The 22,193-nt window shown below is 64.1% G+C and carries 18 protein-coding genes and 1 pseudogene; 12 read left to right on the top strand and 7 right to left on the bottom strand.

Features of this window, described 5'->3' with window-relative positions:
• Window positions 1-116 precede the first annotated feature (116 nt).
• The 7 genes and pseudogenes from ACZZ0O_RS04095 to ACZZ0O_RS04065 all read left to right on the top strand — a co-directional run bounded on the left by ACZZ0O_RS04095 (window position 117) and on the right by ACZZ0O_RS04065 (window position 10,537).
• Entirely contained in the window at window positions 117-2,825 is a 2,709-nt protein-coding gene (locus ACZZ0O_RS04095) for a bifunctional acetate--CoA ligase family protein/GNAT family N-acetyltransferase (RefSeq protein WP_055847053.1), read from the top strand.
• 106 nt (window positions 2,826-2,931) lie between these two features.
• Window positions 2,932-3,972 carry a DUF475 domain-containing protein gene (locus tag ACZZ0O_RS04090; protein ID WP_463592287.1) on the top strand — a complete coding sequence of 347 codons (1,041 nt, stop codon included), beginning with the start codon at window positions 2,932-2,934 and terminating at the stop codon, window positions 3,970-3,972.
• A 1,291-nt stretch (window positions 3,973-5,263) separates the two neighbouring features.
• Window positions 5,264-7,761, top strand: a pseudogene (locus ACZZ0O_RS04085) (ribonucleoside-diphosphate reductase subunit alpha).
• 179 nt (window positions 7,762-7,940) lie between these two features.
• A complete protein-coding gene (locus ACZZ0O_RS04080; RefSeq protein WP_115514209.1) occupies window positions 7,941-8,984 on the top strand; it encodes a ribonucleotide-diphosphate reductase subunit beta in 1,044 nt (347 codons plus the stop codon).
• 88 nt (window positions 8,985-9,072) lie between these two features.
• The gene (locus ACZZ0O_RS04075; protein WP_115514208.1) at window positions 9,073-9,558 is read left to right on the top strand and encodes a flavodoxin; all 486 of its coding nucleotides are present in this window, start codon (window positions 9,073-9,075) and stop codon (window positions 9,556-9,558) included.
• Window positions 9,530-9,856 (top strand): thioredoxin family protein, encoded by a 327-nt coding sequence (locus ACZZ0O_RS04070; RefSeq protein ID WP_463592286.1) that lies wholly within the window; start codon window positions 9,530-9,532, stop codon window positions 9,854-9,856. Before ACZZ0O_RS04075 ends, ACZZ0O_RS04070 begins: the two co-directional genes overlap by 29 nt.
• A gap of 270 nt (window positions 9,857-10,126) precedes the next feature.
• The gene (locus tag ACZZ0O_RS04065) at window positions 10,127-10,537 is read left to right on the top strand and encodes an acyl-CoA thioesterase (protein ID WP_115514689.1); all 411 of its coding nucleotides are present in this window, start codon (window positions 10,127-10,129) and stop codon (window positions 10,535-10,537) included.
• Window positions 10,538-10,675: 138 nt separating this feature from the next.
• On the opposite strand, the gene ACZZ0O_RS04060 is transcribed toward ACZZ0O_RS04065, so the two are convergent.
• The 5 genes from ACZZ0O_RS04060 to ACZZ0O_RS04040 all read right to left on the bottom strand — a co-directional run bounded on the left by ACZZ0O_RS04060 (window position 10,676) and on the right by ACZZ0O_RS04040 (window position 15,131).
• A complete protein-coding gene (locus ACZZ0O_RS04060) occupies window positions 10,676-11,191 on the bottom strand; it encodes a hypothetical protein (RefSeq protein WP_055847079.1) in 516 nt (171 codons plus the stop codon).
• 497 nt (window positions 11,192-11,688) lie between these two features.
• Window positions 11,689-12,627, bottom strand: coding sequence for a 2-dehydropantoate 2-reductase (gene panE, locus ACZZ0O_RS04055; RefSeq protein WP_463592285.1), 939 nt, complete (start codon window positions 12,625-12,627; stop codon window positions 11,689-11,691).
• Window positions 12,628-12,743: 116 nt separating this feature from the next.
• Window positions 12,744-13,322, bottom strand: coding sequence for a hypothetical protein (locus ACZZ0O_RS04050; protein ID WP_463592284.1), 579 nt, complete (start codon window positions 13,320-13,322; stop codon window positions 12,744-12,746).
• A gap of 1 nt (window position 13,323) precedes the next feature.
• Complete coding sequence (locus ACZZ0O_RS04045; protein WP_193552480.1) at window positions 13,324-14,136, bottom strand: ABC transporter permease; 813 nt, start codon at window positions 14,134-14,136, stop codon at window positions 13,324-13,326.
• Entirely contained in the window at window positions 14,133-15,131 is a 999-nt protein-coding gene (locus ACZZ0O_RS04040; RefSeq protein ID WP_463592283.1) for an ABC transporter ATP-binding protein, read from the bottom strand. Before ACZZ0O_RS04040 ends, ACZZ0O_RS04045 begins: the two co-directional genes overlap by 4 nt.
• A 35-nt stretch (window positions 15,132-15,166) precedes the next feature.
• On the opposite strand from ACZZ0O_RS04040, the gene ACZZ0O_RS04035 reads away from it, so the two are divergent.
• The gene (locus tag ACZZ0O_RS04035; RefSeq protein WP_323523510.1) at window positions 15,167-15,994 is read left to right on the top strand and encodes a ferredoxin--NADP reductase; all 828 of its coding nucleotides are present in this window, start codon (window positions 15,167-15,169) and stop codon (window positions 15,992-15,994) included.
• A gap of 87 nt (window positions 15,995-16,081) precedes the next feature.
• Here the strand turns inward: ACZZ0O_RS04035 and dmeF are convergent, their stop codons facing one another.
• Complete coding sequence (dmeF, locus tag ACZZ0O_RS04030) at window positions 16,082-17,083, bottom strand: CDF family Co(II)/Ni(II) efflux transporter DmeF (protein ID WP_463592282.1); 1,002 nt, start codon at window positions 17,081-17,083, stop codon at window positions 16,082-16,084.
• Window positions 17,084-17,148: 65 nt separating this feature from the next.
• On the opposite strand from dmeF, the gene ACZZ0O_RS04025 reads away from it, so the two are divergent.
• Window positions 17,149-17,421, top strand: coding sequence for a metal/formaldehyde-sensitive transcriptional repressor (locus ACZZ0O_RS04025; RefSeq protein ID WP_055847097.1), 273 nt, complete (start codon window positions 17,149-17,151; stop codon window positions 17,419-17,421).
• 121 nt (window positions 17,422-17,542) lie between these two features.
• On the opposite strand, the gene ACZZ0O_RS04020 is transcribed toward ACZZ0O_RS04025, so the two are convergent.
• On the bottom strand, window positions 17,543-19,102 hold the full coding sequence (locus ACZZ0O_RS04020; RefSeq protein WP_463592281.1) for a GH39 family glycosyl hydrolase: 1,560 nt from the start codon (window positions 19,100-19,102) through the stop codon (window positions 17,543-17,545).
• Window positions 19,103-19,746: 644 nt separating this feature from the next.
• Here ACZZ0O_RS04020 and ACZZ0O_RS04015 point away from each other — a divergent pair.
• The 3 genes from ACZZ0O_RS04015 to ACZZ0O_RS04005 are packed head-to-tail and all read left to right on the top strand — an operon-like array spanning window position 19,747 to window position 22,170.
• Window positions 19,747-20,334, top strand: a complete 588-nt coding sequence (locus ACZZ0O_RS04015; RefSeq protein ID WP_115554863.1) for a hypothetical protein — start codon at window positions 19,747-19,749, stop codon at window positions 20,332-20,334.
• Window positions 20,331-20,531, top strand: a complete 201-nt coding sequence (locus ACZZ0O_RS04010; RefSeq protein WP_055847119.1) for a helix-turn-helix transcriptional regulator — start codon at window positions 20,331-20,333, stop codon at window positions 20,529-20,531. Before ACZZ0O_RS04015 ends, ACZZ0O_RS04010 begins: the two co-directional genes overlap by 4 nt.
• Window positions 20,532-20,586: 55 nt before the next feature.
• Window positions 20,587-22,170 (top strand): alpha/beta hydrolase, encoded by a 1,584-nt coding sequence (locus tag ACZZ0O_RS04005; protein ID WP_463592280.1) that lies wholly within the window; start codon window positions 20,587-20,589, stop codon window positions 22,168-22,170.
• Window positions 22,171-22,193 lie beyond the last annotated feature (23 nt).

Here is a 22,193-nt window from a genome sequence, read left to right as displayed (position 1 = left end):
GCGCCCCCGGTTGCGGTAGCTCCCTAGGCTTGGCACACGCGTGCTGCACAGCGCGCCCATGCCTGGATCCATCAGTGCGTGTACCGTAGCGCGATGGCAGTGTTCTCCCCCGCACAATGAGTACCTATCACCTGCAACAGGTCTTCCGCCCCAGCACCGTTGCGGTGGTGGGTGGCAGTCCGCGCGATCGCTCGGCCGGGCGGGCGGTGGTGCGCAATTTGCGCGCGGCCGGCTTTCCTGGGCAGATCGGTTGGGTGAGCCCGCGCTATAGCGAGATCGATGGCGTGCGCACGGTGGCGCGCTTGACCGATCTGCCGTGGGTGCCGGACCTGGTAGTGATCACCGCGCCGGCGCGCATCGTGCCGCGCATCGTCTCCATCGCCGCGCGGCGCGGGGTGGCAGCAGCGATCATCCTTACCGCTGGTTTGGGCCGTGGCCCCGGCTCCCCGGCCGCACGCATGGAAGCGGCCGCACGGGCAAAGGGCATGCGCATCCTCGGCCCGCATTGCCTGGGCGTGATCGCCCCGCATGCGCGGCTCAATGCCAGCATCGCCGCGCACTGCCCACAGGCCGGCGATCTGGCGCTGATCTCCGAATCCAGCGCCATTGCCGCTGCTTTAGTGGAGTGGGGCGTGGCGCGTTCGGTGGGGTTCTCGGCGGTGGTGTCGCTGGGCGATACGCTGGATGTGGACTTCGGCGACCTGCTCGATTACTTCGCCACCGACTACCGCACCCGCGCCATCCTGCTCTACGTCGAACGCATCGGCGATGCGCGCAAGTTCATGTCGGCCGCGCGTGCGGCCGCGCGCGCCAAACCAGTGGTGGTGGTCAAGTCCGGCCGGCAGTTCCGCATCAATCCCAATGCCGATACCCACGCGCAGGCGCTGGCCGGCTCGGATGCGGTGTATGGCGCCGCGTTCGCGCGTGCCGGGTTGCTGCGCGTCGGCGCATTGGACGAGTTGTTCGCCGCGGCCGAAACGCTGGGCCGGCTTGGCAGCTTCCCGGGCCGGCGTCTGGCCATCCTGAGCAATGGAGGCGGGGTAGGGCAGCTGGCGGTGGACCAGTTGGTGCTGCGTGGCGGCACGTTGGCCGAGTTGTCGGCCAAGACCCTGGAGCGGCTGGACCAGTCGTTGCCGGAAGGCTGGTCGCGCAGCAATCCGGTGGACATCATTGTCGACGCCGATGGCGCGCGCTATGCCGCGGCGATCGAAGCGCTGCTGGACGACCCCGAGAACGACGCCTTGCTGGTGGTCAACGTGCCTACCGCATTCACGTCCTCGGCCGACGCGGCCAAGGCGCTGACCCGCGCGCTGGAGCAACGCAACCGCTATCAGCGCGACAAGCCGGTGTTCGCGGTGTGGCTGGGCCAGGACGATGCGGCGATCGCCGCGCTCAACGCCGCGCGCGTGCCCACCTACGCCACTGAATCGGATGCGGTGCGCGGCTTCACCCACCTGGTGCGCTATCGCGAGGCGCAGGCGGCGTTGATGGAAACCCCGCCCAGCCTGCCGGAAGACTTCGTGGTGGATGCCGGCATCGCGCGTGCGGTGGTCGATGAAGCCTTGGCTGCGGGCCGGCGTTGGCTGGACCCGGTGGCGACCAATCGGCTGCTGGCCGCCTACGGCATCCCGATCGTGCCGTTGCAGGTGGCCACCACCGCCAACGAGGCCGCCTTGCTGGCCGACCCGCTGCTGGCAATGGGGCGTACGGTCACTTTGAAGGTGTTGTCCGGCGACATCGCGCACAAGTCCGACGTGGATGGCGTGCGCCTGAACCTGTCCAGCGTGGCGGCGGTGCGCGAGGCGGCGGCCGGCATCCTGGCGCGTGCCCGCGCCGCGCTGCCGAACGCGGTCATCGAAGGGGTGATCGTGCAGCCCACCGTGCTGCGGCCCAAGGCGCGCGAGTTGATCGCCGGCATTGCCGACGACCCGGTGTTTGGCCCGGCGATCGTGTTCGGCCGTGGCGGTACCGCGGTGGAGGTGATCAACGACCGCGAACTGGCGTTGCCACCGCTGGATCTGCGCCTGGCGCACGAGCTTATCGGCCGCACCCGCGTCTCGCGCATTCTCAAGGCTTACCGCGACGTGCCGGCCGCCGACGAGCGCGCCGTGGCGCTGGTGCTGGTCAAGCTGGCGCAGCTGGCGGCCGACATCCCGGAAATCACCGAGCTGGACATCAACCCGCTGCTGGCCGACCGCGATGGCGTGATCGCGCTGGATGCCCGCGTGGCGGTGGCACCGGCGCGCAAGCTGCACAAGGGCCGCGGCCATCCGCGTTTTGCGATCTTCCCGTACCCCAAGGAATGGGAGCGCCAGATCGCGCTCGGCGATGGCACCCATGCGTTGGTGCGCCCGGTACGCCCGGAAGACGATGCATTGTTCCGCGCCTTCTTCGCGCGCGTCACCGACGAAGACCTGCGATTGCGGTTCTTCCAGTCGGTCAAGCATTTCAGCCACGAATTCATCGCCCGCCTGACCCAGCTCGATTACGCCCGCTCGATCGCGCTGGTGGCCATCGACCCCAAGACCGGCGACATGCTTGGCGCGGTGCGCCTGCATGCGGACGCTGATTACGAGCGTGGCGAGTACGGCATCCTGATCCGCTCCGATCTCAAGGGCCACGGCATCGGCTGGCAACTGATGCGCATCATGATCGAGTACGCGCGCTGGCTGGGCCTGAAGCAGATCGAAGGCCAGGTGCTGCGCGAGAACCGCACCATGCTGGCGATGTGCCAGAGCCTGGGCTTTGGCGTACGCCCGGATCCGGACGATGCGACCCTGATGGCGGTGACACTCCCTATAATGGGCGAGCCGCGCCCGGCCTGACGTTGCGTCACGCCGCGGTCCCCCATCCTCCACCGCACGCCGGATCTGCCGGGCTTTGCCCTGGCCCGTTGTTCCGGCTGTCGTCTCGGCCCGCCTGGGAGTGTCAATGTTTCGCGAGTTCAGAATGTCGTTGTTGGTCGCCGCCGTCTGCCTGGGCGTTGCCGCCTGGTGGGGTCACACCACCTCAATGGGTTTGTGGCAGGCGTTGTGGCTGTGCCTGGTGCTGAGCGTGCTGGAGGTGTCGTTGTCGTTCGACAACGCGGTGGTCAATGCCGGCGTGCTCAAGCACATGAACGCGTTCTGGCAGAAGCTGTTCCTGACCGTGGGCATCCTGATCGCGGTGTTCGGCATGCGGCTGGTGTTCCCGATCGTGATCGTGTCGGTGGCGACCGGCATGGGCCTGGTGCCGGTGATGCAGATGGCGCTCAAGGAGCCGGAGCGCTATAGCCAGGTGCTGACCGACAACTACCCGTCCATCGCCGCCTTCGGTGGCATGTTCCTGCTGCTGGTGTTCCTCAACTTCCTGTTCGACCAGGAGCGCAAGCTGCATTGGCTCGGCCCGGTGGAGCGGCTGGTCGGCAAGCTGGGCAAGGCCGATGCGATGTCGGTGATCGTGGCGGTCACGGTCCTGCTGTGCACCAAGCTGTTCCTGCCCGAGGCGATCTTCCAGAGCGTGTTGTTCGCCGGTCTGGGCGGCATCCTGCTGTATCTGCTGGTGGGCAGCGTGGATGCCCTGTTCGAGTCCGAAGAGAGCGAAGACGGCATGGGCCCGGCCAAGCGCTCGGGCATTGCAGCGTTCTTGTACCTGGAGGTGCTGGACGCCTCGTTCTCGTTCGACGGCGTAATTGGCGCATTCGCCATCACCCGCGACGTGGTCATCATCATGCTGGGCCTGGCGATCGGCGCGATGTTCGTGCGCTCGATGACGGTCTACCTGGTGCACAAGGGCACGCTGGACGAGTTCGTGTTTCTGGAGCACGGCGCGCATTACGCCATCGGCGTGCTGGCGATCATCATGCTGGTGGGCACCGTTTACCACGTGCCGGAAGTGCTGACCGGCCTGATCGGCGTGGCCTTCATCGTCGCCTCGGTGTGGTCGTCGATCCGCTACCGCAAGCGCCACCACATCGGCACGACCGAGATCTGAAGCTGCGCACCGGCCGCGCCCAAGGCGTCACGCTGTTCACTTGAGAGCGGCCTGACAGCGCCTTCGCGGCCATCGGACGGCGTTGCTGACGGACGGGTGCTGCTAGTTCTGTGGTTTGGCTGCAAGGCCCTTGCCTGCCCGCGGCGCTGTGAGTTTGCTGCAGGGCCCTTGCCCGCCCACCATCACGGGACACGCCGTGAATCCGCTCCTGGAGGCTCTTACGCGGCATCCATGCCGCGTAAGGTCCCGCGACGGTGGGCGGGCAAGGACCCGTCGAGATGGTGGGTATGCAGGGTAGGAGCAGGGCTTGATGCGCGTTGTCGGATCGTGACGCGCCGGATCAATGTTTGATGCGCAACGCGCATCAAGCAGCTTTCACGCGACCACCGACCAACGTTCTGGTGCGGTGTCCTCACCGCTTGCGGGACCGTGTGGCGGCATGGATGCCGCCACACGGTCCCCAGGGACGGGTTCACGGCGTGTCCCGCGAGCGGTGAGGGCACCGCGCCCTCGACCTGGATTCGGCAGTGGCGCGTTCCTGGTGTTGCCGGGTGTGCCGCGCGACATCGCTCCGCGTCGGTCAATCGCCCGGGCGATGCTTGGTTGCGGGGTTCCGTACTGATGAAGTGTCTTGGCGCGTGTTGCGGATACGCTGCTGTTAGAGCAGCGCGCCAAGCGTGCGGTGCCGGCTGAGGCAGTGACGGCCAACTGTGACCGGCTTCAGCATCGATGCGTGTCGCAGCCAACCCAACCGAACCCAACTGGTCAGCAAAAATGCCCGTTTGGGCCTTGACTGCGCAGTCGAATTGGCGGGTCCTGCGGCCCGGCGGCGACCGTTCGTCAGACAGTGCTTTGTGCCACAAGGGTTTGCGGTTTTTTCCTACATTTGGTGTTGACCCCTCCCAGCTACCCCACTATCTTGGGGGAGTCGGTGGTTGGCTGCCCCAAGCAGCTGGACCTGAAAGAGCACGAACTGCGGTAGGTACGCGGTCGATCAGCCTCCTCGCCGCAACCGCATTCGGTTTCATCCAGTCATCCAGGGCAGCGCCGTGGAGCGGACTGCGTGGGCCGATGGGGTTGCGGTTGTTTCGCCACTGACCACCACGCGACAGCACACCGCGCGGTGGCGGCCGTGGAATCTCCGGTAAGGAGATGGCTGGTGATGGCGATGCCGCCGCAGACTGCGTGTCTTGCGTGCTGGTCGTCCCGCACCGTCATCGCTGTCCAGGGAGTCCGGAACCGGTCGTAGCCCGTCCCCGAGCGGGTTCGTGTGCCTACGCATGGAGGACGCATGACCACCAACGACACCCTTGCCGCGATCGCCGCCGGTACCCTAACCAACACCAGCGTTCCCGCCAGTGTCAGCGCGCCCGCCCGTAGCGCGCCGGAGTTGACCGACCCGTCGGACGTCGTGCCGCCCCCCGCCAAGCCATTGCAATGCACGCACAGACCATCGAAGAACAAACCGTTTCCACCTGGATCACCAAGGAAGCCGGCAATCGCAAGATTCCGTTCGAGCCGGAGCGCCTGGAGCGCGCCATCGATCAGATCCATGCCGAGTTCCCGCAGCTGGACGTGGCCGACTACAAGCGTTCGGTGTTCGGCTTTGTCGATCGCAAGGACAGCGTCAATGCCGACGACCTGGTCGACCACCTGATCCGCGAGGCCGAAGCCCGCGTCGATCTGACCACCCCGGAGTGGGAGCACTTCGCTGCGCGTCTGTACCTGCGCCGCCTGTACAAGCGCGCCAGCCGCAACCGCTTCTACGACGCCAGCCAGAAGTACGGCTCGTTCGTCGGTCTGCAGGAAAGCCTGGCCGACCGTAATGTCTATTCCAACGACATCCTGCGCCGCTATTCCAAGGACGAGCTGATCGAAGCCGGCAAGATGATCGCGCCCGAGCGCGACACCTTGTTCGCCTACAACGGCCTGTACCTGCTGGCCACCCGTTACCTGGCCACCGACAACTCGCGCGGCGTGTTCGAGCTGCCGCAGGAGCGTTGGCTGACGATTGCGCTGTACCTGATGCAGGACGAGATCGGCACCGGAAAGGGTAGCCGCGAGCGCCGCATGCAGCTGGTGGGCGAGGCCTACTGGGCGCTGTCCAACCTGTACATGACTGTGGCCACACCGACGCTGGCCAACGCCGGCAAGGTCGGCGGCCAGCTGTCGAGCTGCTTCATCGACACCGTCGACGACAGCCTGCAGGGCATCTACGACTCCAACACCGACGTGGCGCGCGTGTCCAAGCACGGCGGCGGCGTGGGCGCGTACCTGGGCTATGTGCGTTCGTCCGGTTCGGCGATCCGCGGCGTGTCCAATTCGTCCGGCGGCGTGGTGCCGTGGATCAAGCAGCTCAACAACACCGCCGTGTCGGTGGATCAGCTGGGCCAGCGCAAGGGCGCCATCGCGGTCTATCTGGACATCTTCCACCGCGATATCGAGTCGTTCCTGGATCTGCGGTTGAACAACGGCGACCAGCGCCTGCGCGCGCACGACGTGTTCACCTCGGTGTGCATCCCGGACCTGTTCATGGAAGCGGTCGAGCGTCGCGGCGACTGGTATCTGTTCGATCCGCATGAGGTCAAGCGGGTCAAGGGCTGGTACCTGCAGGATTTCTACGACGAGAAGAAGGGCGACGCCAACAGCAGCTTCCGTCGCAAGTACGAAGAAGTCGTTGCCGACGAGCGCATCACGCGCAAGACCGTCAAGGCGATCGAAATCTTCAAGCGCATCATGGTCAGCCAGCTGGAAACCGGCAATCCGTTCATGTTCTATCGCGATGAAGTCAATCGCAAGAACCCGAACAAGCACGAGGGCATGGTCTATTCGTCCAACCTGTGCACCGAGATCCTGCAGAACATGAGCCCGACGCGGATGATGCAGGAGATCATCAGCGGCAATCAGATCGTCACCACCAAGAAGGCGGGCGACTTCGTCGTGTGCAACCTGTCCTCGATCAACCTGGGCCGCGCGATCATCGCGCAGGACGACCAGGCCGATCTGCTGGGCGCCGACGTGCTGGAGCGGTTGATCCCGATCCAGGTGCGCATGCTCGACAACGTGATCGATCTCAATCAGCTGCCGGTGCCGCAGGCCACGATCACCAACCAGAAATACCGCGCCATCGGCCTGGGCACCTTCGGTTGGCATCACCTGCTGGCGCAGAAGGCCATCCATTGGAATGCCAAGGAAGCCGAGGATTACAGCGACGAACTGTATGAGCGCATCAACTACCTGACCATCCAGGCGAGCATGGAGCTGGCCAAGGAAAAGGGCACCTACAGCGTGTTCCGCGGCAGCGACTGGCATAACGGCGAGTACTTCCGTGCGCGCGATTACAACAGCCCGCAGTGGCTGGAGTTGTCGGCACAGGTGTCGGTCAATGGCGTGCGCAATGCGTGGATGCTGGCCGTGGCGCCGAACATGAGCACCGCGCAGATCGCCGGCTCCACCGCGTCGATCGATCCGATCTACAGCGCGTTCTATTACGAAGAAAAGAAGGACTTCCGTCGTCCGGTCGCCGCTCCGGGCCTGTCGCTGGAAACCTGGCCGTACTACGAAAAGGGCGCCTACAAGGTCGACCAGTTCGCCAGCGTGCGCCAGAACGCGCGTCGTCAGCGCCACATCGACCAGTCGATCAGCTTCAACTTCTACGTGCCCAGCACCATCCGTGCGAGCACGTTGCTGGATCTGCACATGACCGCCTGGCGCGAAGGCTTGAAGACCACGTACTACGTGCGCTCCAACGACATCGATATCAGTGAGTGCGAGTGGTGCAGTAGCTAAGCGCATTCGCGCTTCGCTTCCACGGTTCGCGTTGCGAACCGTGGACCCTGCTTCACCAGCTCCCACACCCCGCGCCTTCGGCGCGCCCCCTAACTTAGGGGGCTTTCCTCCAGCGCGATTTTGCCGCCGTCGTCCCGCTCCACACGCGAGCTAGACCCGGAACACGAGTAGAGAAACCCATGTCTGCAACACCGCTTGAACGCATCAAAATTCTGGAGCCGCGCCACCCGAACCGTTCGACCAGCATCATCAATGGTCAGACCTCCGGCATCCTCAACTGGAACGATATTCCGTACCCGTCCTTCTATCGGGCGTACAAGGAGCTGTCGACCAACTTCTGGATCCCCGACGAGGTGGACATGAAGGGCGATGCGCGCCAGTACAACGAGCTGTCGTCGCGCGAAAAGAATGCCTACGATTCGATCATCGGCTTGCTGGCCACGCTGGATTCGCCGCAGACGCGCTTCATCTACAACGTCGCCGAATACATCACCGACCCGGCCGCGCATGCCAATGCCGCGATCATCGGCCAGCAGGAAGTGATCCATAACGAGAGCTACAGCTACGTGCTGGCCTCGATCACCGGCCTGGCCGATCAGAACCGCGTGTTCGAGCTTGCGCGCACGCATCCGACCATCATCAAGCGCAATGCGCCGATCATGGGCGCCTACGACGACTTCCTGCGCGACAAGACCGCCGAAACGCTGATCCGCGCGCTGATCCAGTCCTCGATCCTGGAAGGCATCAACTTCTATTCCGGCTTTGCGTACTTCTACAATCTGGTCCGCCAGAACCGCATGACCGGCACCGGCAAGATCATCAGCTTCATCAACCGCGATGAGCTGGCGCATTCCAAGTTCATCAGCGAGTTGATTCGCGCCATCATCGGCGAGAACCAGGCGCTGCAGGGCGACCAGCTCACCGACTACGTGCACAAGGCGTTCGAGCACGCGATCGATCTGGAAACGGTGTGGACCGCCGAAGTGCTGGACGGCATCGACGGCATCGACGTGGACGAGATGATCCGCTACGTGAAGTATCGCGCCAACAAGATGGCCGGCATGCTTGGCATCGAGAAGCTGTACGAAGGCGCCAACGACAACGTGATGCCGTGGATCAAGGCCTACGCCGACAACTTCACCGAAACCAAAACCGACTTCTTCGAAATGCGCAATGCGTCGTACAAGAAGACCAATTCGGATAATGGGTTCGACGATCTGTAAGTAATTGGGAATAGGGAATCGGGAATGGCAAAAGCAGACAGCAGCGCGCTCTTCCGATTCTCCATTCTCCATTCCCTGCCCCCGCCAAATGAACATCCTGCTGGCACTGGCATCGTTGAGCGGCAATACCCGCGATGTGGCGCGCAGTGTCGCGCTGCACTGCGAGGCGGCCGGGCACACGGTGACCTGGTTGGAAACCGATGTGCAGCGGCTGCAACAGGTGCCGCATGCGCCGGGACAGTACGACTTGTTTCTGTTTGGCAGCTGGACCGACAACGGCGGGCGCACGCCGTCGGAGATGAAACGATTCATCGTCGAACTGGTCGAAACGCTGGGCAAGCCGCCGCGTGTTGCCGTCTTCGGGACGGGCGAAACGCAGTGGGGTGAGGACTATTTTTGCGGTGCGGTGCATCGCATCGCACAGTTTTTCGCCAGTCCATTTCCGCGCTTGACCATCGAACAGATGCCCCACGGCCAGCGCGACGCGCAGGCCATCGCCGCCTGGACCGACGAGGTTCTAGCTCAATGCAAACACGATCCCCATGATGCACACCATTACCGTCACGTCGCCTGAGCACTACACCCAGACCCTGGCCGCGCACCCGCGCGCGCTGGTGGATTTCTACAAGGACAATTGCCCAGGCTGCAAGATGCTCGACATGTCGCTGACCAAGTTCGCCAACAGCGATGCGTCCGAAGGTGTGGCCTTGTTGAAGGTCAAGCTGGAAGTGGTGGGCGAAGAATTTTTTCGCGACCTGGAGCTGCGCCAGACGCCGACCCTGGCGCTATACCGCGACGGCAGCGAAGTGGCGCGCCTGCCTGGTTTCCAGTCGCCGGCGCAGATAGAGACAGCGGTCAAGACCAGCCTCTGAACCTGCGTCTGTTCGCAACGCGCCGGCACGCCCTAGCGCTGCTGTAGGAGCGGCCCCGGCCGCGAGGGCATTACCGAGACAAGCCATCGCACCACCCGTGCGATGGATGCGCGGTGCGCCTGCCTGTAGCTGTCAATCGGCGGGCCGCTACGTGCAACCGGATGCCGGTGCCCGCCCATGCGGCATGGCCTGCACTACGCGCTCGCGCACGCCGCTGCTGCAATCGCGTCTGCACGCATCGACCAACCAGTCCTCTTAACGGAATTCGCCATGTCAGACAGCCCGCAGACGCCACCGCCGACCGAAGTGCGCATGGTCGAAATCGTGTTTCCCAACCACACCAATCACATGGGCACGCTGTTCGGCGGGCAGGCGTTGGCGTGGATGGACAAGGCCGCGTTTCTGGCCGCCTCGCGCTATGCGCGGCGTGCGGTGGTGACCGCACGCTCGGACCAGGTGGATTTCAAGCTGCCGATCCGCCAGGGCCAGATGGTGGAAACCATCGCGCGGGTGGTGTCGGTGGGGCGCAGTTCGATCAAGGTGGAAGTGGAGCTGATTGCCGAAGACCTGCTCAGCGGCGCGCGCGAGCTGTGCACACGCGGGCACTTCGTGATGATCGCCCTGGATGCCGATGGCAAGCCGACGATGGTGCCGCCGTTGCCAGCTGCTGGCGCTAGCTGATCAGGACCAGCGCGGTCACAGCGTTGCGAGCACGCCGGCTGCAAGCGGCGAGGGCGCACGCACCGCAGCGCAGCGCGCACCTGGCACTCGCCGCAGCCACCCCCGCTCGATGATTGCGCAGTTGCCAGATCGCCGCTGTTATTCCTGGACCTCGCGGTCCTCGCGCTTGGTTTCTTCCATCGCTTCGGGTTCCAGTTCTTCGGCGCTGCGATTGAGTTTGACGAACACGCCCCAGGCGATCAGCAACAGCGCCGCGCACAGGCCAACCGCTGCGGCATACGGCAGCTTGGCTGGGTCCTCGTGCATCAGCTCGAAGATCGATACCAGCGTTTCGATCGCCAACGCAATCACGATCACCACGAAGAACCGCGACAGATAGCGGCGCACGCGGGTGGGGCCACTGACTTTGACGTCGCGCAGGATCTCTTCTTCGAAGATGGTCTGGCCCAGTTCCAGCGTCACCAGCGCCACGGTAAGCAGGCCGATCGCCTCCAGCACCACGTTGAAGCGGTCGCGCACCACCATGTCGCCGCCCGGGGTGAAGCCATGCCACAACTCCAAGCCGGCCATCCCCACCAGCCCCGCCGCGCACAGCACGAAAAACGCCAGGATCACGAAGTGACCGGCACGGAACAGGTGGCTGAGCAGCTTCATGGGAGGCGACGCGGGCGATGGGACGCAGAGCATCGTGCGCAACGCGTCGTTGCAGCGCGAAGGCTACGCGAACCCGGCGGTCCCTCATCCGGCGCTTTGCGCCACCTTCTCCCGCAAGCGGGAGAAGGGACGTGCTAGAGCAGCGAGGTGTAGCTCCCGCGAGCGGGAGAAGGGATGTGCCAGAGCAACGAGGTGTAGCTCCCGCGTGCGGGAGAAGGGATGTGCCAGAGCAACGAGGTGTAGCTCCCGCGTGCGGGAGAAGGGACGTGTCAGAGCAACGAGCTGTAGCTCCCGCAAGCGGGAGAAGGGACGTACCAGAGCAACGAGGTGTAGTGGAGACGGAGGCCATCGGCCCAGTGCCGTGTAGCTACCGTCATCCCCGCTCCTTGCTCCTTGCTCACTGCTCCCTTCCCCCGCCTGCGGGGGAAGGTGCCCGAAGGGCGGATGGGGGGGGCGGTTTACACGTAGCCCAACCGCTCGCACGCACTCCAACACCCTCAGCTATGCCGCAACACCTGATACGCCTGCAGATGCACATTCGCCGCCATCAGCAGCGGTGCATTGCGACCGGTCTCGCGCACGCGCTTGAGCATGTCGCCAACGATCTGCGCCGCTTCCACATCCTGGCCGGCTTCCAGATCGCGCAGCATCGACGCCTTCAACGGCGAATCCACCTGCAACAAGGTCTGCAAAGCTTTCGCACGCGCCGGCTCGGGAATCGTCTGGCCGGCCGCATCGGCGGCCCATAGGCATTCGTTGTACACGCCGTTGATCAACGCACGCCCATCGTCGGTGGCGACGATCGCGCCGACCGGTGCGCGCATCAGGCAGGTGGCCGCTGCCAGTGCGGTGAGGAAGCTGTATTTATTCCACTGCTCCTGCGCGATCTGGGTGCTGGCCACATGATCGATACCCGCCTGCGTGCACGTTGCGGCAAACGCCTGCACGCGCGCCGAGTCTGCGCTGCCATCGCGCTCGCCAAAGGTGATCGCCGCCGGTTTGCCCAGATGCAGAATCTCGCCCTGTTCGCCCTTGGTCGCGCTGATGAAGCACAGCCCGCCCAGCACCCGCGCCGCGCCGAAGCGCTCGTCCAGCGCCGCGTAATGGCGCAGGCCGTTAAGAATCGGCAGCACCGTGGTGTGTTCGCCCACGGCCGGTGCAATCGCATCGAGCGCGCTATCCAGGTCGTAGGCCTTGCAGCTGAGCATCACCAGATCGAACGGCTGCTGCGCCACCAGCGCCGGCAAGGCAGCGGCAGTGACATGCGCCACTTGCAGATCCGCATCGCCCAGCGGGCTGCGGATGCGCAAGCCCTCGGCCTGCAACTGCGCCGCGCGCGCATCGCGCACAAGGAAGGTGACGTCCACGCCGGCCTGCGCCAGACGTCCGCCGAAATAGCCGCCGGTACCGCCGGCGCCCAGGATCAAGATACGCATGAAAAATTCCTTTCAACTTAATTCGAACGCGTAGACGTCAGCTATTATTTCAGCCGGATCGGGGATTCTCGGTCGGCATCAGGCTTTGGCGGAATCGTCGGGGCCTTTTGTTTGGGTCAGTAGATCTGACTAGCTCTGCCAAGGATATCTAGCGGGAAATTTTGACCTAGCTTTTGCAGGCTAGCTTGATTCATGTGGCTTATGAATTTTTCCATATTTTCTACGAATCGACGTGCTTCCATCGGCCTCGCCTGCTTCGCCCAAGGCGGATCTGTACTGGGATTGCGCGGCCGAGTTCCTTTCCATGTGGTGTCCTCGTCTTCGCGCGCATAAGGCTTTGCATGAGCGACCTTGTTGCGGAAATTGAAGAATTGACTCACCGTCGTAAGCGAGATACTTTCCAGCGTAAGATCTAAGGCATTAGTCAATTCCAGGAATTTTTGATCAGGTGCTTTGCGCTCAAAATCCTTGATGTCCTCGAGCTGCAGAATCATTCGACGTTCGTGTAGTGCATGCGCGAGTTGGTTGAAGTAGGCCTCCAAAGCAAAGCAGCACATCATCATGGCCCCTAGAGCGAACTGATTAGTTTGCTCCTCGGTGGCATCTTCGTTTTTTTCGAGGAAAGAGCGTGCTGCATGCGCAAGAAGCGCATGCGAATAGCCCTCCACGCTCTGCGTCACATGCTTGCGATCCATATCAGCTCCGCAACCCCACCCCACGCCGCAGCAGCCACAGCGCCAGCGCGCTGAGCACGGCGACAAAGCCCAGCATCAGCGCGTAGGCCACCCAGATCGGCACGTCGGAGCTGCCGAGCAGGCCGTAGCGGAAGGCGTTGACCATGTAGAAGATCGGGTTGGCATGCGTGGCCGCCTCGGCCCAGCCGGGCAGCAATTTGACCGAATAGAACACACCGCCCAGGTAAGTCAGCGGGGTCAGGATGAAGGTGGGCACGATCGCCACGTCATCGAACTTCTTGGCGTACACCGCGTTGACGAAGCCGGCCAGCGAAAAGATGATCGCGCCCAGCAGCACGGTAGTCAGCGTCACGAAGGGATGCGGGATGCGCACCGGAGTGAAGAACATGGCGATGATCAGCACCAGCGCACCGACCATTACCCCGCGCAGTACCGCGCCGGACACGTAGCCCCACAGGATCACCCAGTTGGGCATCGGGCTGACCAGCAGTTCTTCCACGTGGCGGCCGAACTTGGCACCGAAAAAGCTCGACGAAATGTTGCCGTAGCTGTTCTGGATCACGCTCATCATCACCAGGCCCGGCACGATGAACTGCATGTAGGTATAGCCGCCCATGTCGCCCACGCGCGAGCCGATCAGCCCGCCGAAGATCAGGAAGTACAGCGTCATGGTGATGGCCGGCGGCACCAGGGTCTGGCCCCAGATGCGCAGGATGCGCTGCACTTCGCGGCGCACGATGGTGCCCAGCGCAATCCAGTTGCGTTGGCGGGGTGTTGCGGGAACAGCGGACATCGAAGGCTCCGGGGAACTCATGGGTGACCTGCCGGGCGCATGGGCGCCGCTGTAGCAGGAGCCGGGTCGGCGAGGGTCTCGCCGGGTCCGGTCAGACGAACGAACAATTCTTCCAGCCGGTTGCTCTTGGTGCGCATCGAGCGCACCCGGATGCCGGCATCGCCTAGCGCGGCGAACACGCGGTTGAGGTCCATCGCGCGCGGCATGTCCAGATCCAACGTGTGGCTGTCGATGGCGGTGAGCGTGGTGCCTTCGATCGCCGGCAGCTGCGTGGGCAGGTCACCGTCGATGTCGAACAGGAAGCCTTCCACGTCGAGCTTGGCCAGCAGCTCGCGCATCGGCCCCTGGGTGACGATCTGGCCGTGGTTGATGATGGCCAGGTTGCGGCACAGGTGCTCGGCTTCTTCCAGGTAATGCGTGGTCAGGATGATGGTGGTGCCGGCGGCGTTGATCTCTTTCAGCACGCGCCACATATCGCGGCGGATCTCGATGTCCACGCCGGCGGTGGGCTCGTCCAGAATCAGCAGCCGCGGCTGGGTCATCATCGCGCGGGCGATCATCAACCGCCGTTTCATGCCGCCGGACAGCGTGCGGCTCATCACCTGAGCCTTTTCCCACAGGTGTGCGCGGCGCAGCTCCACTTCGGCCAGACGCTCGGCTTCCGCACGCGGCATGCCGTAGAAACCGGCGTAGTTGACCAGGATGTCGAAGGGCTTTTCGAACAGATTGAAGTTGACCTCCTGCGGCACCAGGCCGATCAGCCGCATCGCCTCGCTGCGATGGGCGACCAGATCGGTGCCGAACACTTCCACCTGCCCGCCGGACAGGTTCACCAGCGAGCTGATGATGCCGATCAGGGTCGATTTGCCGGCGCCGTTGGGGCCGAGCAGGGCGAAGAAATCGCCTGGCGCCACATCTAGCGACACGCCCTTGAGCGCCTGGGTGCCGTTGTCGTAGGTCTTGCGCAGATCGCACACGCGCAGGGCGGGTGCGGTGATCGGAGATGGGGAATTCAAGGTGTTCCTTCGCGTCAGCGTGACGGCGCAGCGAGTTGCAGGCCGTTATTATAGAAGCCCGCGGGGGCAAGCCCCGATCACAGACTGTCCTAAATACGTTCGTGCCTGTTCAATTTCCCCTCAAGCTTGTCGACCGGCGCATGATTGCGCCCACCGTGGCCCACTGCCAGTTCGTGCGTGACGACGGGCAGCCGCTGGATTTCCAGCCCGGGCAGTTCATCCAGATCCATTTCAGCGGCGCCGATGGCACGCCGACCAAGCGCAGCTATTCGCTGGCGACCATTCACGACCACGCGCTGGGACCGGGCGAGGCGGTGGATATCGCGGTGAGCTTCGTGCCCGGCGGCTCGGCCACCGCGCTGTTCGAAGGCCTGCAGATCGGCGACCAGTTGCAGGCCAGCGGCCCGTATGGCCGTTTCTGCCTGCCGCCGGGCGATGCCAACCAGCGCTATGTGCTGATCGCCACCGGCACCGGGGTCACCCCGTACCGGTCGATGCTGCCGTTGCTGGCCGAGGCGATCGCCAGCCGTGGCGTGCAGGTTGTCCTGCTGCAGGGCGCGCGCACCCCGGCCGAGCTGCTGTACGGCGAGGATTTCCGCGCGTTTGCCGACGCGCACCCGCAGTTCCGCTACGTGCCGTGTTTGTCGCGCGAGCTGCCTGACTCGCCGCATGCCGATGTGCGGCACGGCTATGTGCAGCAGCATCTGCCCGAATTCGCGCCCGATGCCCAGACCGATATCGCCTATCTCTGCGGCAACCCGGACATGGTGGACACCTGCGTCGAGGCACTGAAGGCCGCCGGTCTGCCGAACGCGCAGATTCGTCGCGAAAAATACGTCAGTCCGCCACCGGCAAAGACCTGAGGACCGCCGGCGCCGCCGCGATGGCGCCGGCAACCGCAGGCGTGCTGCACCGTCATGCAGCGTGCCTGCGGTTGCACATGCGCGAGGCTATGCCCGCGCTGTGTGCAGTGGCGGGCGTTGCAGCTCGACCGTGATGTGCACCAGTTCTTCGTGAATCTGCAATGCAGCGCGGACCAGGTCCGCATCGATGTCTGCGTCAGTCACCAGGCTGAGCACGCAGGCATAGCGATCGCTGCCGACGCGCCACACATGCAGGTCGGCGATGTCGATCGCATGCGGAAGCTCGGCGATGACCTGCCTTACTTCCGCCACCACCGGCGCGTCCATTTCCGCATCCAGCAGCACGCGGCCGGTACTGCGTAGCAGTCCCCACGCCCACACGGTGACCAGCACCGCGCCGACGATGCCCATGAGCGGGTCCAGCCACGTCACCCCCCAATGCATGCCGGCGACCAAGGCCACGATCGCCAGCACCGAGGTGGCGGCATCGGCGACCACGTGCAGATACGCGGCACGTAGATTCAGATCGGCGTGACCGTCGTGGTGGTGATCATGCTCACCATGCGCGTGACCGTGACCGTGAGCATGATGCGCGTGCTCATGCCCATGGCTGTGATCGTGCCCGTGCGCATGCGAGTCGCGTAACCACCACGCACAGATCAGATTCACCAGCAGGCCGATCACCGCGATGACCGTGGCTTCCTGATACTGGACGGGCTGGGGCGAGAACAGCCGTTCCACCGACTGGAAGGCCATCAGGCCGGCTACGCCCAGCAACAGCAGCGCGCTGCTGTAGCCGCCCAGCACCTCGACCTTCCAGGTGCCGAAGGTGAAGCGCGGGTCGGTGGCATGCCGCCGCGCAAAGCGGTAGGCGAACAACGCCAGCCCCAATGCAAGCGCATGCGAACTCATATGCCAGCCATCGGCGAGCAGGGCCATGGAATTGAGTGTCCAGCCGCCGACGATCTCCACCACCATCATCACGACGGTCAGGATCACGGCCTTGCGGGTGTTGCGCTCGGCCAGCGGGTTGGTGCTGGCAAAGCGGTGCGACTGCGCGCAGTGGGGCGCGGAGGGCGTGATCGACATCGGTGTGAGCCCTGGCTACGATACCCCCATAGGGTATCTGAGATACCCCCATGGGGTATAGCGCAATGTCACATCTGAACCACGATAAATCCAAGCTCCTGGCGCGCGTGCGCAGGATCCGCGGGCAGGTGGAGGGGCTCGAGAAAGCCTTGGCGCAGGACGTGGACTGCACCGCGCTGTTGACCCAGGTCGCCGCGTTCCGTGGTGCGGCGCAGGGGTTGATGGTCGAGTTGCTCAGCGAACATCTCAAGCATCACGTGGCCGCGCCGGATGCGCTGGGCGACCGGGAGCTGGCGGTCGACGATGTCGCCGCCATCCTCAAGACCTATCTGAAGTGACGCCTCTGCTGGCTTGATACCGTGCGCGGATTACCTGCGCAGCGGCGCCAATCGCAGCGTCCATCCCTGCGCGCTGCCAGCCACGGCGATGACGTGACTGGCAACATCGGCGGTGCATCGCTCAGCGCGGCTGCAAGGTCACCAGCACCACATCGTTGCTACGCATCGGCACATTGACCTCCACCAGGCCATCGGCGCCGACACGGATGCGTGTGTCCTGCTCGGGCGTGTCGCGCGTGGCCTGCTGCAGTTGGGTCAACTGGGTCTGGTCCAAGGCCTTGGGCAGGCCCATGTCGATGTACAGCGACAGCGGGTCGTTACGGCGGTAGCCGGTCTTGCGCACCTGCAAGGTGTAGTTGCCTACGGGCACGTTGGTCATGCGCAACTGCAGCGGTGCGCTCTCGGTGGCGGCCACCAGTTTGGTATAGAACGGCGTATTGCTCACCGCCTGCACCGGCTGCTGCCAATCCCACACCAGCGCGGCAATGTACTTGCCATCCACCGCTGCCAGCGCATGCGCATCGGGTAGCGGAATTTCGCGGCCCTGCAGCGCGTTCAAATATTTGTAGGCAAACCACGCCGGCTTGCGAATGCCTTCGCGATTCATCAGCCCGAACCCGCCATGGAACGGCGTCGGCGGCGGGCCGGGTTCTTCGAACAGATCGGTATAGGTCCAGTAGCTCATGCCCTGCACCAGCCCTTGCACCTGCTTGAGTTTGGTCAGGATGTAGGGCGCGCTGATATAGCTGTCGTGGACATAATCGCGCGGCGTGTAGCTACTGCTCCACTCGGTGAAATACAGCGGCAACTGCGGAAACGGCGATGCCTTGATCTGCGCATGCACGCGACGCACATCGCCCACGATGGCATCCGGCGATGCGGACAGCTTGACGTCCCGTTTGCCGTCTTCATCGAGAAAACCGCCGTCCACGCCATAGGTATGCGCGGTGACGAAATCGATGGGTAGCTTGTTCTTGGCAACGAAGGCCAGCAGCTCCGGCACCCAGTCCGCGCCGGCAGTGGACGGGCCGCCGACGCGCAGCTGCGGGTCGATTGCCTTGATGGTGCGCGCGGTGTTGGCATACAGATCGAAGTAGGCCTGCTGGTCGGCGTTTTCCCAGAAGTCCTTCAAATTCGGCTCGTTCCACACCTCGAAATACCATTGCCGTATTTCATCGGCACCGTAGCGGTCGCGGATGTGCCGCACATACGCATCGATCAACTGGGTCCACTTGGCCGGATCCGGATGCGAGGTGTTGCCCTTCCAGTAGAACAATGTCTGCTCGGAGGTTTTCATCGCGCTTGGGGTAAAGCCCAGCTCGACAAACGGGCGAATGCGCTTGGCCAGCAATGCGTCGTACAGCTGGTCCAGCTTGGTCCAGTCGTACACCAGCTTGCCGTCCACTTCTTTGACGGTGCCAAGCGCATCGTGGAAGACATCGTGGAAGCGGATGTAGCGAAATCCCAGTTCCTGCACGGCAGGCACCAGATGCGCCTGCGTCTCGGCGCGGATCAGCGTGCCCGGAAAATCCGAGCCCACCGACAGCGTGGCGAAGCGATCCACCGGCTTGCCGGCGGTGGAGAGATCCACTGCAATGTCGCGCGGTGCGGCGGCGTGCGCCGGCGCCGGTAATGCCGTGCTGCAGGCCAGCGTCATCGCAAGCAAGATGGGAAACCGCATCGTCTCTCCTGATGGTGTTGAGCGGCAACCAATGCGGAACGCACATGCGCGGTGAAGGCGCGTAATCGTTCTGGTGGTGGCCGTTGCCGGGTGGTCAAGGGTAACGGAATGCGTGTGCTGGCTTGCGCGAGCAGCTGTGGTATTTCCACCTGCGATGGCGCACCGCAGTCGCGTTCGTTAGCCGCCGCATCAGCGACACGAAGCGTGCAGGCGCCGCCATGGTGGCAACTTGGCGCGACTGACCAAACGGCTGCGCGACCATCATGCCGATGCGGCCGGTGATCGGAATCGGTATGCACCACTCCTGCACTCGGTGTTTATGTGCGCCGTCCACATCCGCTTGGCAGCCACTCGCTCTATTTTGTCGGCGGGTATTAGCGGTGCAGTGCAGTTTCAGCGGCGATGACGATCAACGCACGCATCCGCTCCACATCGGTGTAAAGGATGCTTGACACGCCCCAAATCTGCGCGCACTCTCTGTGTCAAGGGAACTTGACACAGGGGTGTGGGGTGAACAGCAGCGCAAACATGTCGCCGGTGCACGCATTGCCTTGCAGTGCTGTGATGCTCAAGGAATCTGCTTGTACTGCCATGCAGTGCACAGCGATCCACGCGCAGGCGTCCACGACATCGCTGGGCGCACGATGAGCGCCAAGACAGTGGCGCTGCGTGTACTGCAGGTCTGCAGCGTTGTCCTGATTCTGCTGGGTGCCTTGCGGCGCTGGCTGCCATGGCAGGTGAGCGATTACGCCCAGGGGCTGCTGATCGGCGTCGGCCTGGGCGGCTTGCTGGTGGCGCTGATGCTGCACGTCTCGTGCGGCAGCTTTCGCGACAGCGCGCCGCCTGCGTTGGTCCGCCGATATCACACGGAGCTCGCGCCGCCGATGCTGGCCTACGTCGTGGTCATGCTGTGCTGGCGGCATCTGCTGGCCAGTGTGGATGCCAACTGGATGCGTGTGCTGATTGCGCTGCTGCCTGCCTTGCTGCTGATGTTCGTGGTCCGTGCGGTGGCGCGTTTTGTGCATGATTCGGATGAAATGCAACGCCGCATCGAGCTGGAATCGATCGCCATTGCGGCAGGTCTGGTGAGCCTGGCGTACATGACCGCCGGCTTCCTGCAATCGGCGCAGCTGATCGCGGTGCCGGCAGCGGCGGCGATGATCTGGGTGTTTCCGGTGCTGTGCATCACTTATGGCTTCACCAAGGCCATCAATGCACGCCGCTATCAATGAAGAGTCGGGTACGTGCATTGCGCGAAGCCAGCGGCTGGTCGCAAGGCGAGTTGGCCGAGCAGCTGGGCGTGTCGCGGCAAACCATCAATGCGCTGGAGACCGGCAAGTACGATCCCAGCCTGCCATTGGCGTTTCGCATCGCACGCTTGTTCGGCGAACCGATCGAGCACGTGTTTCTGTATGACGATGATCAGTAGTTGCGGTGGTCACAACCGACCGTCGGCAACGTCAGGGAATGGGCACTAGGAGAGGATGGACATGCTGAAGCAACTGAATGTGGCCGCCGCCGTGCTGGCCGCGCTGCTGGCCGCAGGATGCCAACGCGCAGAGATGCCTGCTGCAGGCAACGCCGGCGCATACGGGCCGGGCAAAACGCAGCCGCGTGCTACAAACACGCATCAAGACACTGCGACCGGCAATCGCTATGGCAGCCTGCAATTCGCACCATGCACGCTGAGTTCCGGCAGCGCGGCGGGCAATATCGAAGCGCAGTGCGCACAGCTGAAAGTGCCGGAGAACCCGGCGGCGCCACATGGGCGCATGCTCGACTTGAAGATCGCCTGGTTGGAAAGCAACGCCGGCGCGGGCAGCACGCCGGACCCGGTGTTCTTCATTGCCGGCGGCCCAGGCCAGTCGGCCACGCAGGTGGCCGCGATCGTGGACATGGGCTTGCGCGAGGTGCGCAAACAGCGCGATCTTTTTCTGGTCGATCAGCGCGGCACCGGTGGATCGCATCCGCTGCAATGCCGCGATGGCGCCGGCAAGCCATTGGAGATGCCAGGTGGCGCCGCCGCCAACGTGACACAGCTCACCGACTATGCGCGGCGGTGCGCGGACGGTTTGCGCAACGACGCCGATCCGCGCTACTTCACGACGACCGAGGCCATCGCCGATCTGGATGCGGTACGCGCGGCCTTGGGCGTGCAGCAGCTCAATCTGATCGGCGGCTCCTACGGCACCCGTGTGGCGCAGCAGTACGCGATGCATTACCCGCAGCACACCCGCAGCGTGGTGCTCGATGGCGTGGCGCCCAACGATCTGGTGATCGGCGGCGAATTTGCGCGCACCTTCGAAGATGCGATTGCGCTGCAGGCCAAGCAATGCGCGTCCACGCCGGCATGCGCCAAACGCTTCACGGTCGATACCCGCACCCAGCTGCGGCAGGTGGTCGAGCGTTTGCGCCAGGCGCCGGTGGCAGTGGACTACCGCGACCCGCGCACCGGCGCGCTGCGCCACGAACAGGTGACCGCCGATACGGTGGTGGGACTGGCGTTTGGATTTTCGTATGCACCGGAAACCGCCTCCCTGCTGCCGCTGGTGCTGGACGAAGCCGCCGCAGGCCGCTATGCATCGTTGATGGCGTTGGCGCAGATGAGCGCGTCGGACATGTCCGATCAGATGAATCGCGCCATGCAATGGTCGGTGTTGTGCAGCGAGGATGCCGGGCGTTACCGCGCACCCACGGACAAGGACGCCACGCTGCTGGGCAATGAGGTGGCCGAGATGTTCTTCGCCCCGTGCAAGGTCTGGCCCGCCAAACCGGCACCGGCCGATGCAGCCAAGCCGTTCACATCGACGCTGCCGGTGCTGCTGCTGTCCGGCGAGCTCGATCCGGTGACACCGCCGCGCTACGCGCAGCGCGTGTTGCAGGGTCTGCCCAACGGCCGCCACATCATCGCGCCGGGGCAGGGGCATGGCGTGTTCCGGCTCGGCTGCATGCCCAAGGTGCTGAGCCAGTTTCTGCAGACCACCGACGCCAAGGCGCTGGATGCCAGCTGCGTGGCCAGCCTCAACAACGTGCCTGCGTTCACCTCGTTCAACGGATGGGAACCATGAGCCGCATCGACCACGCCACGGAG

The organism is Xanthomonas sp. AC360 (assembly GCF_979258225.1).
This window is presented reverse-complemented; position numbering and strand designations above follow the sequence as displayed.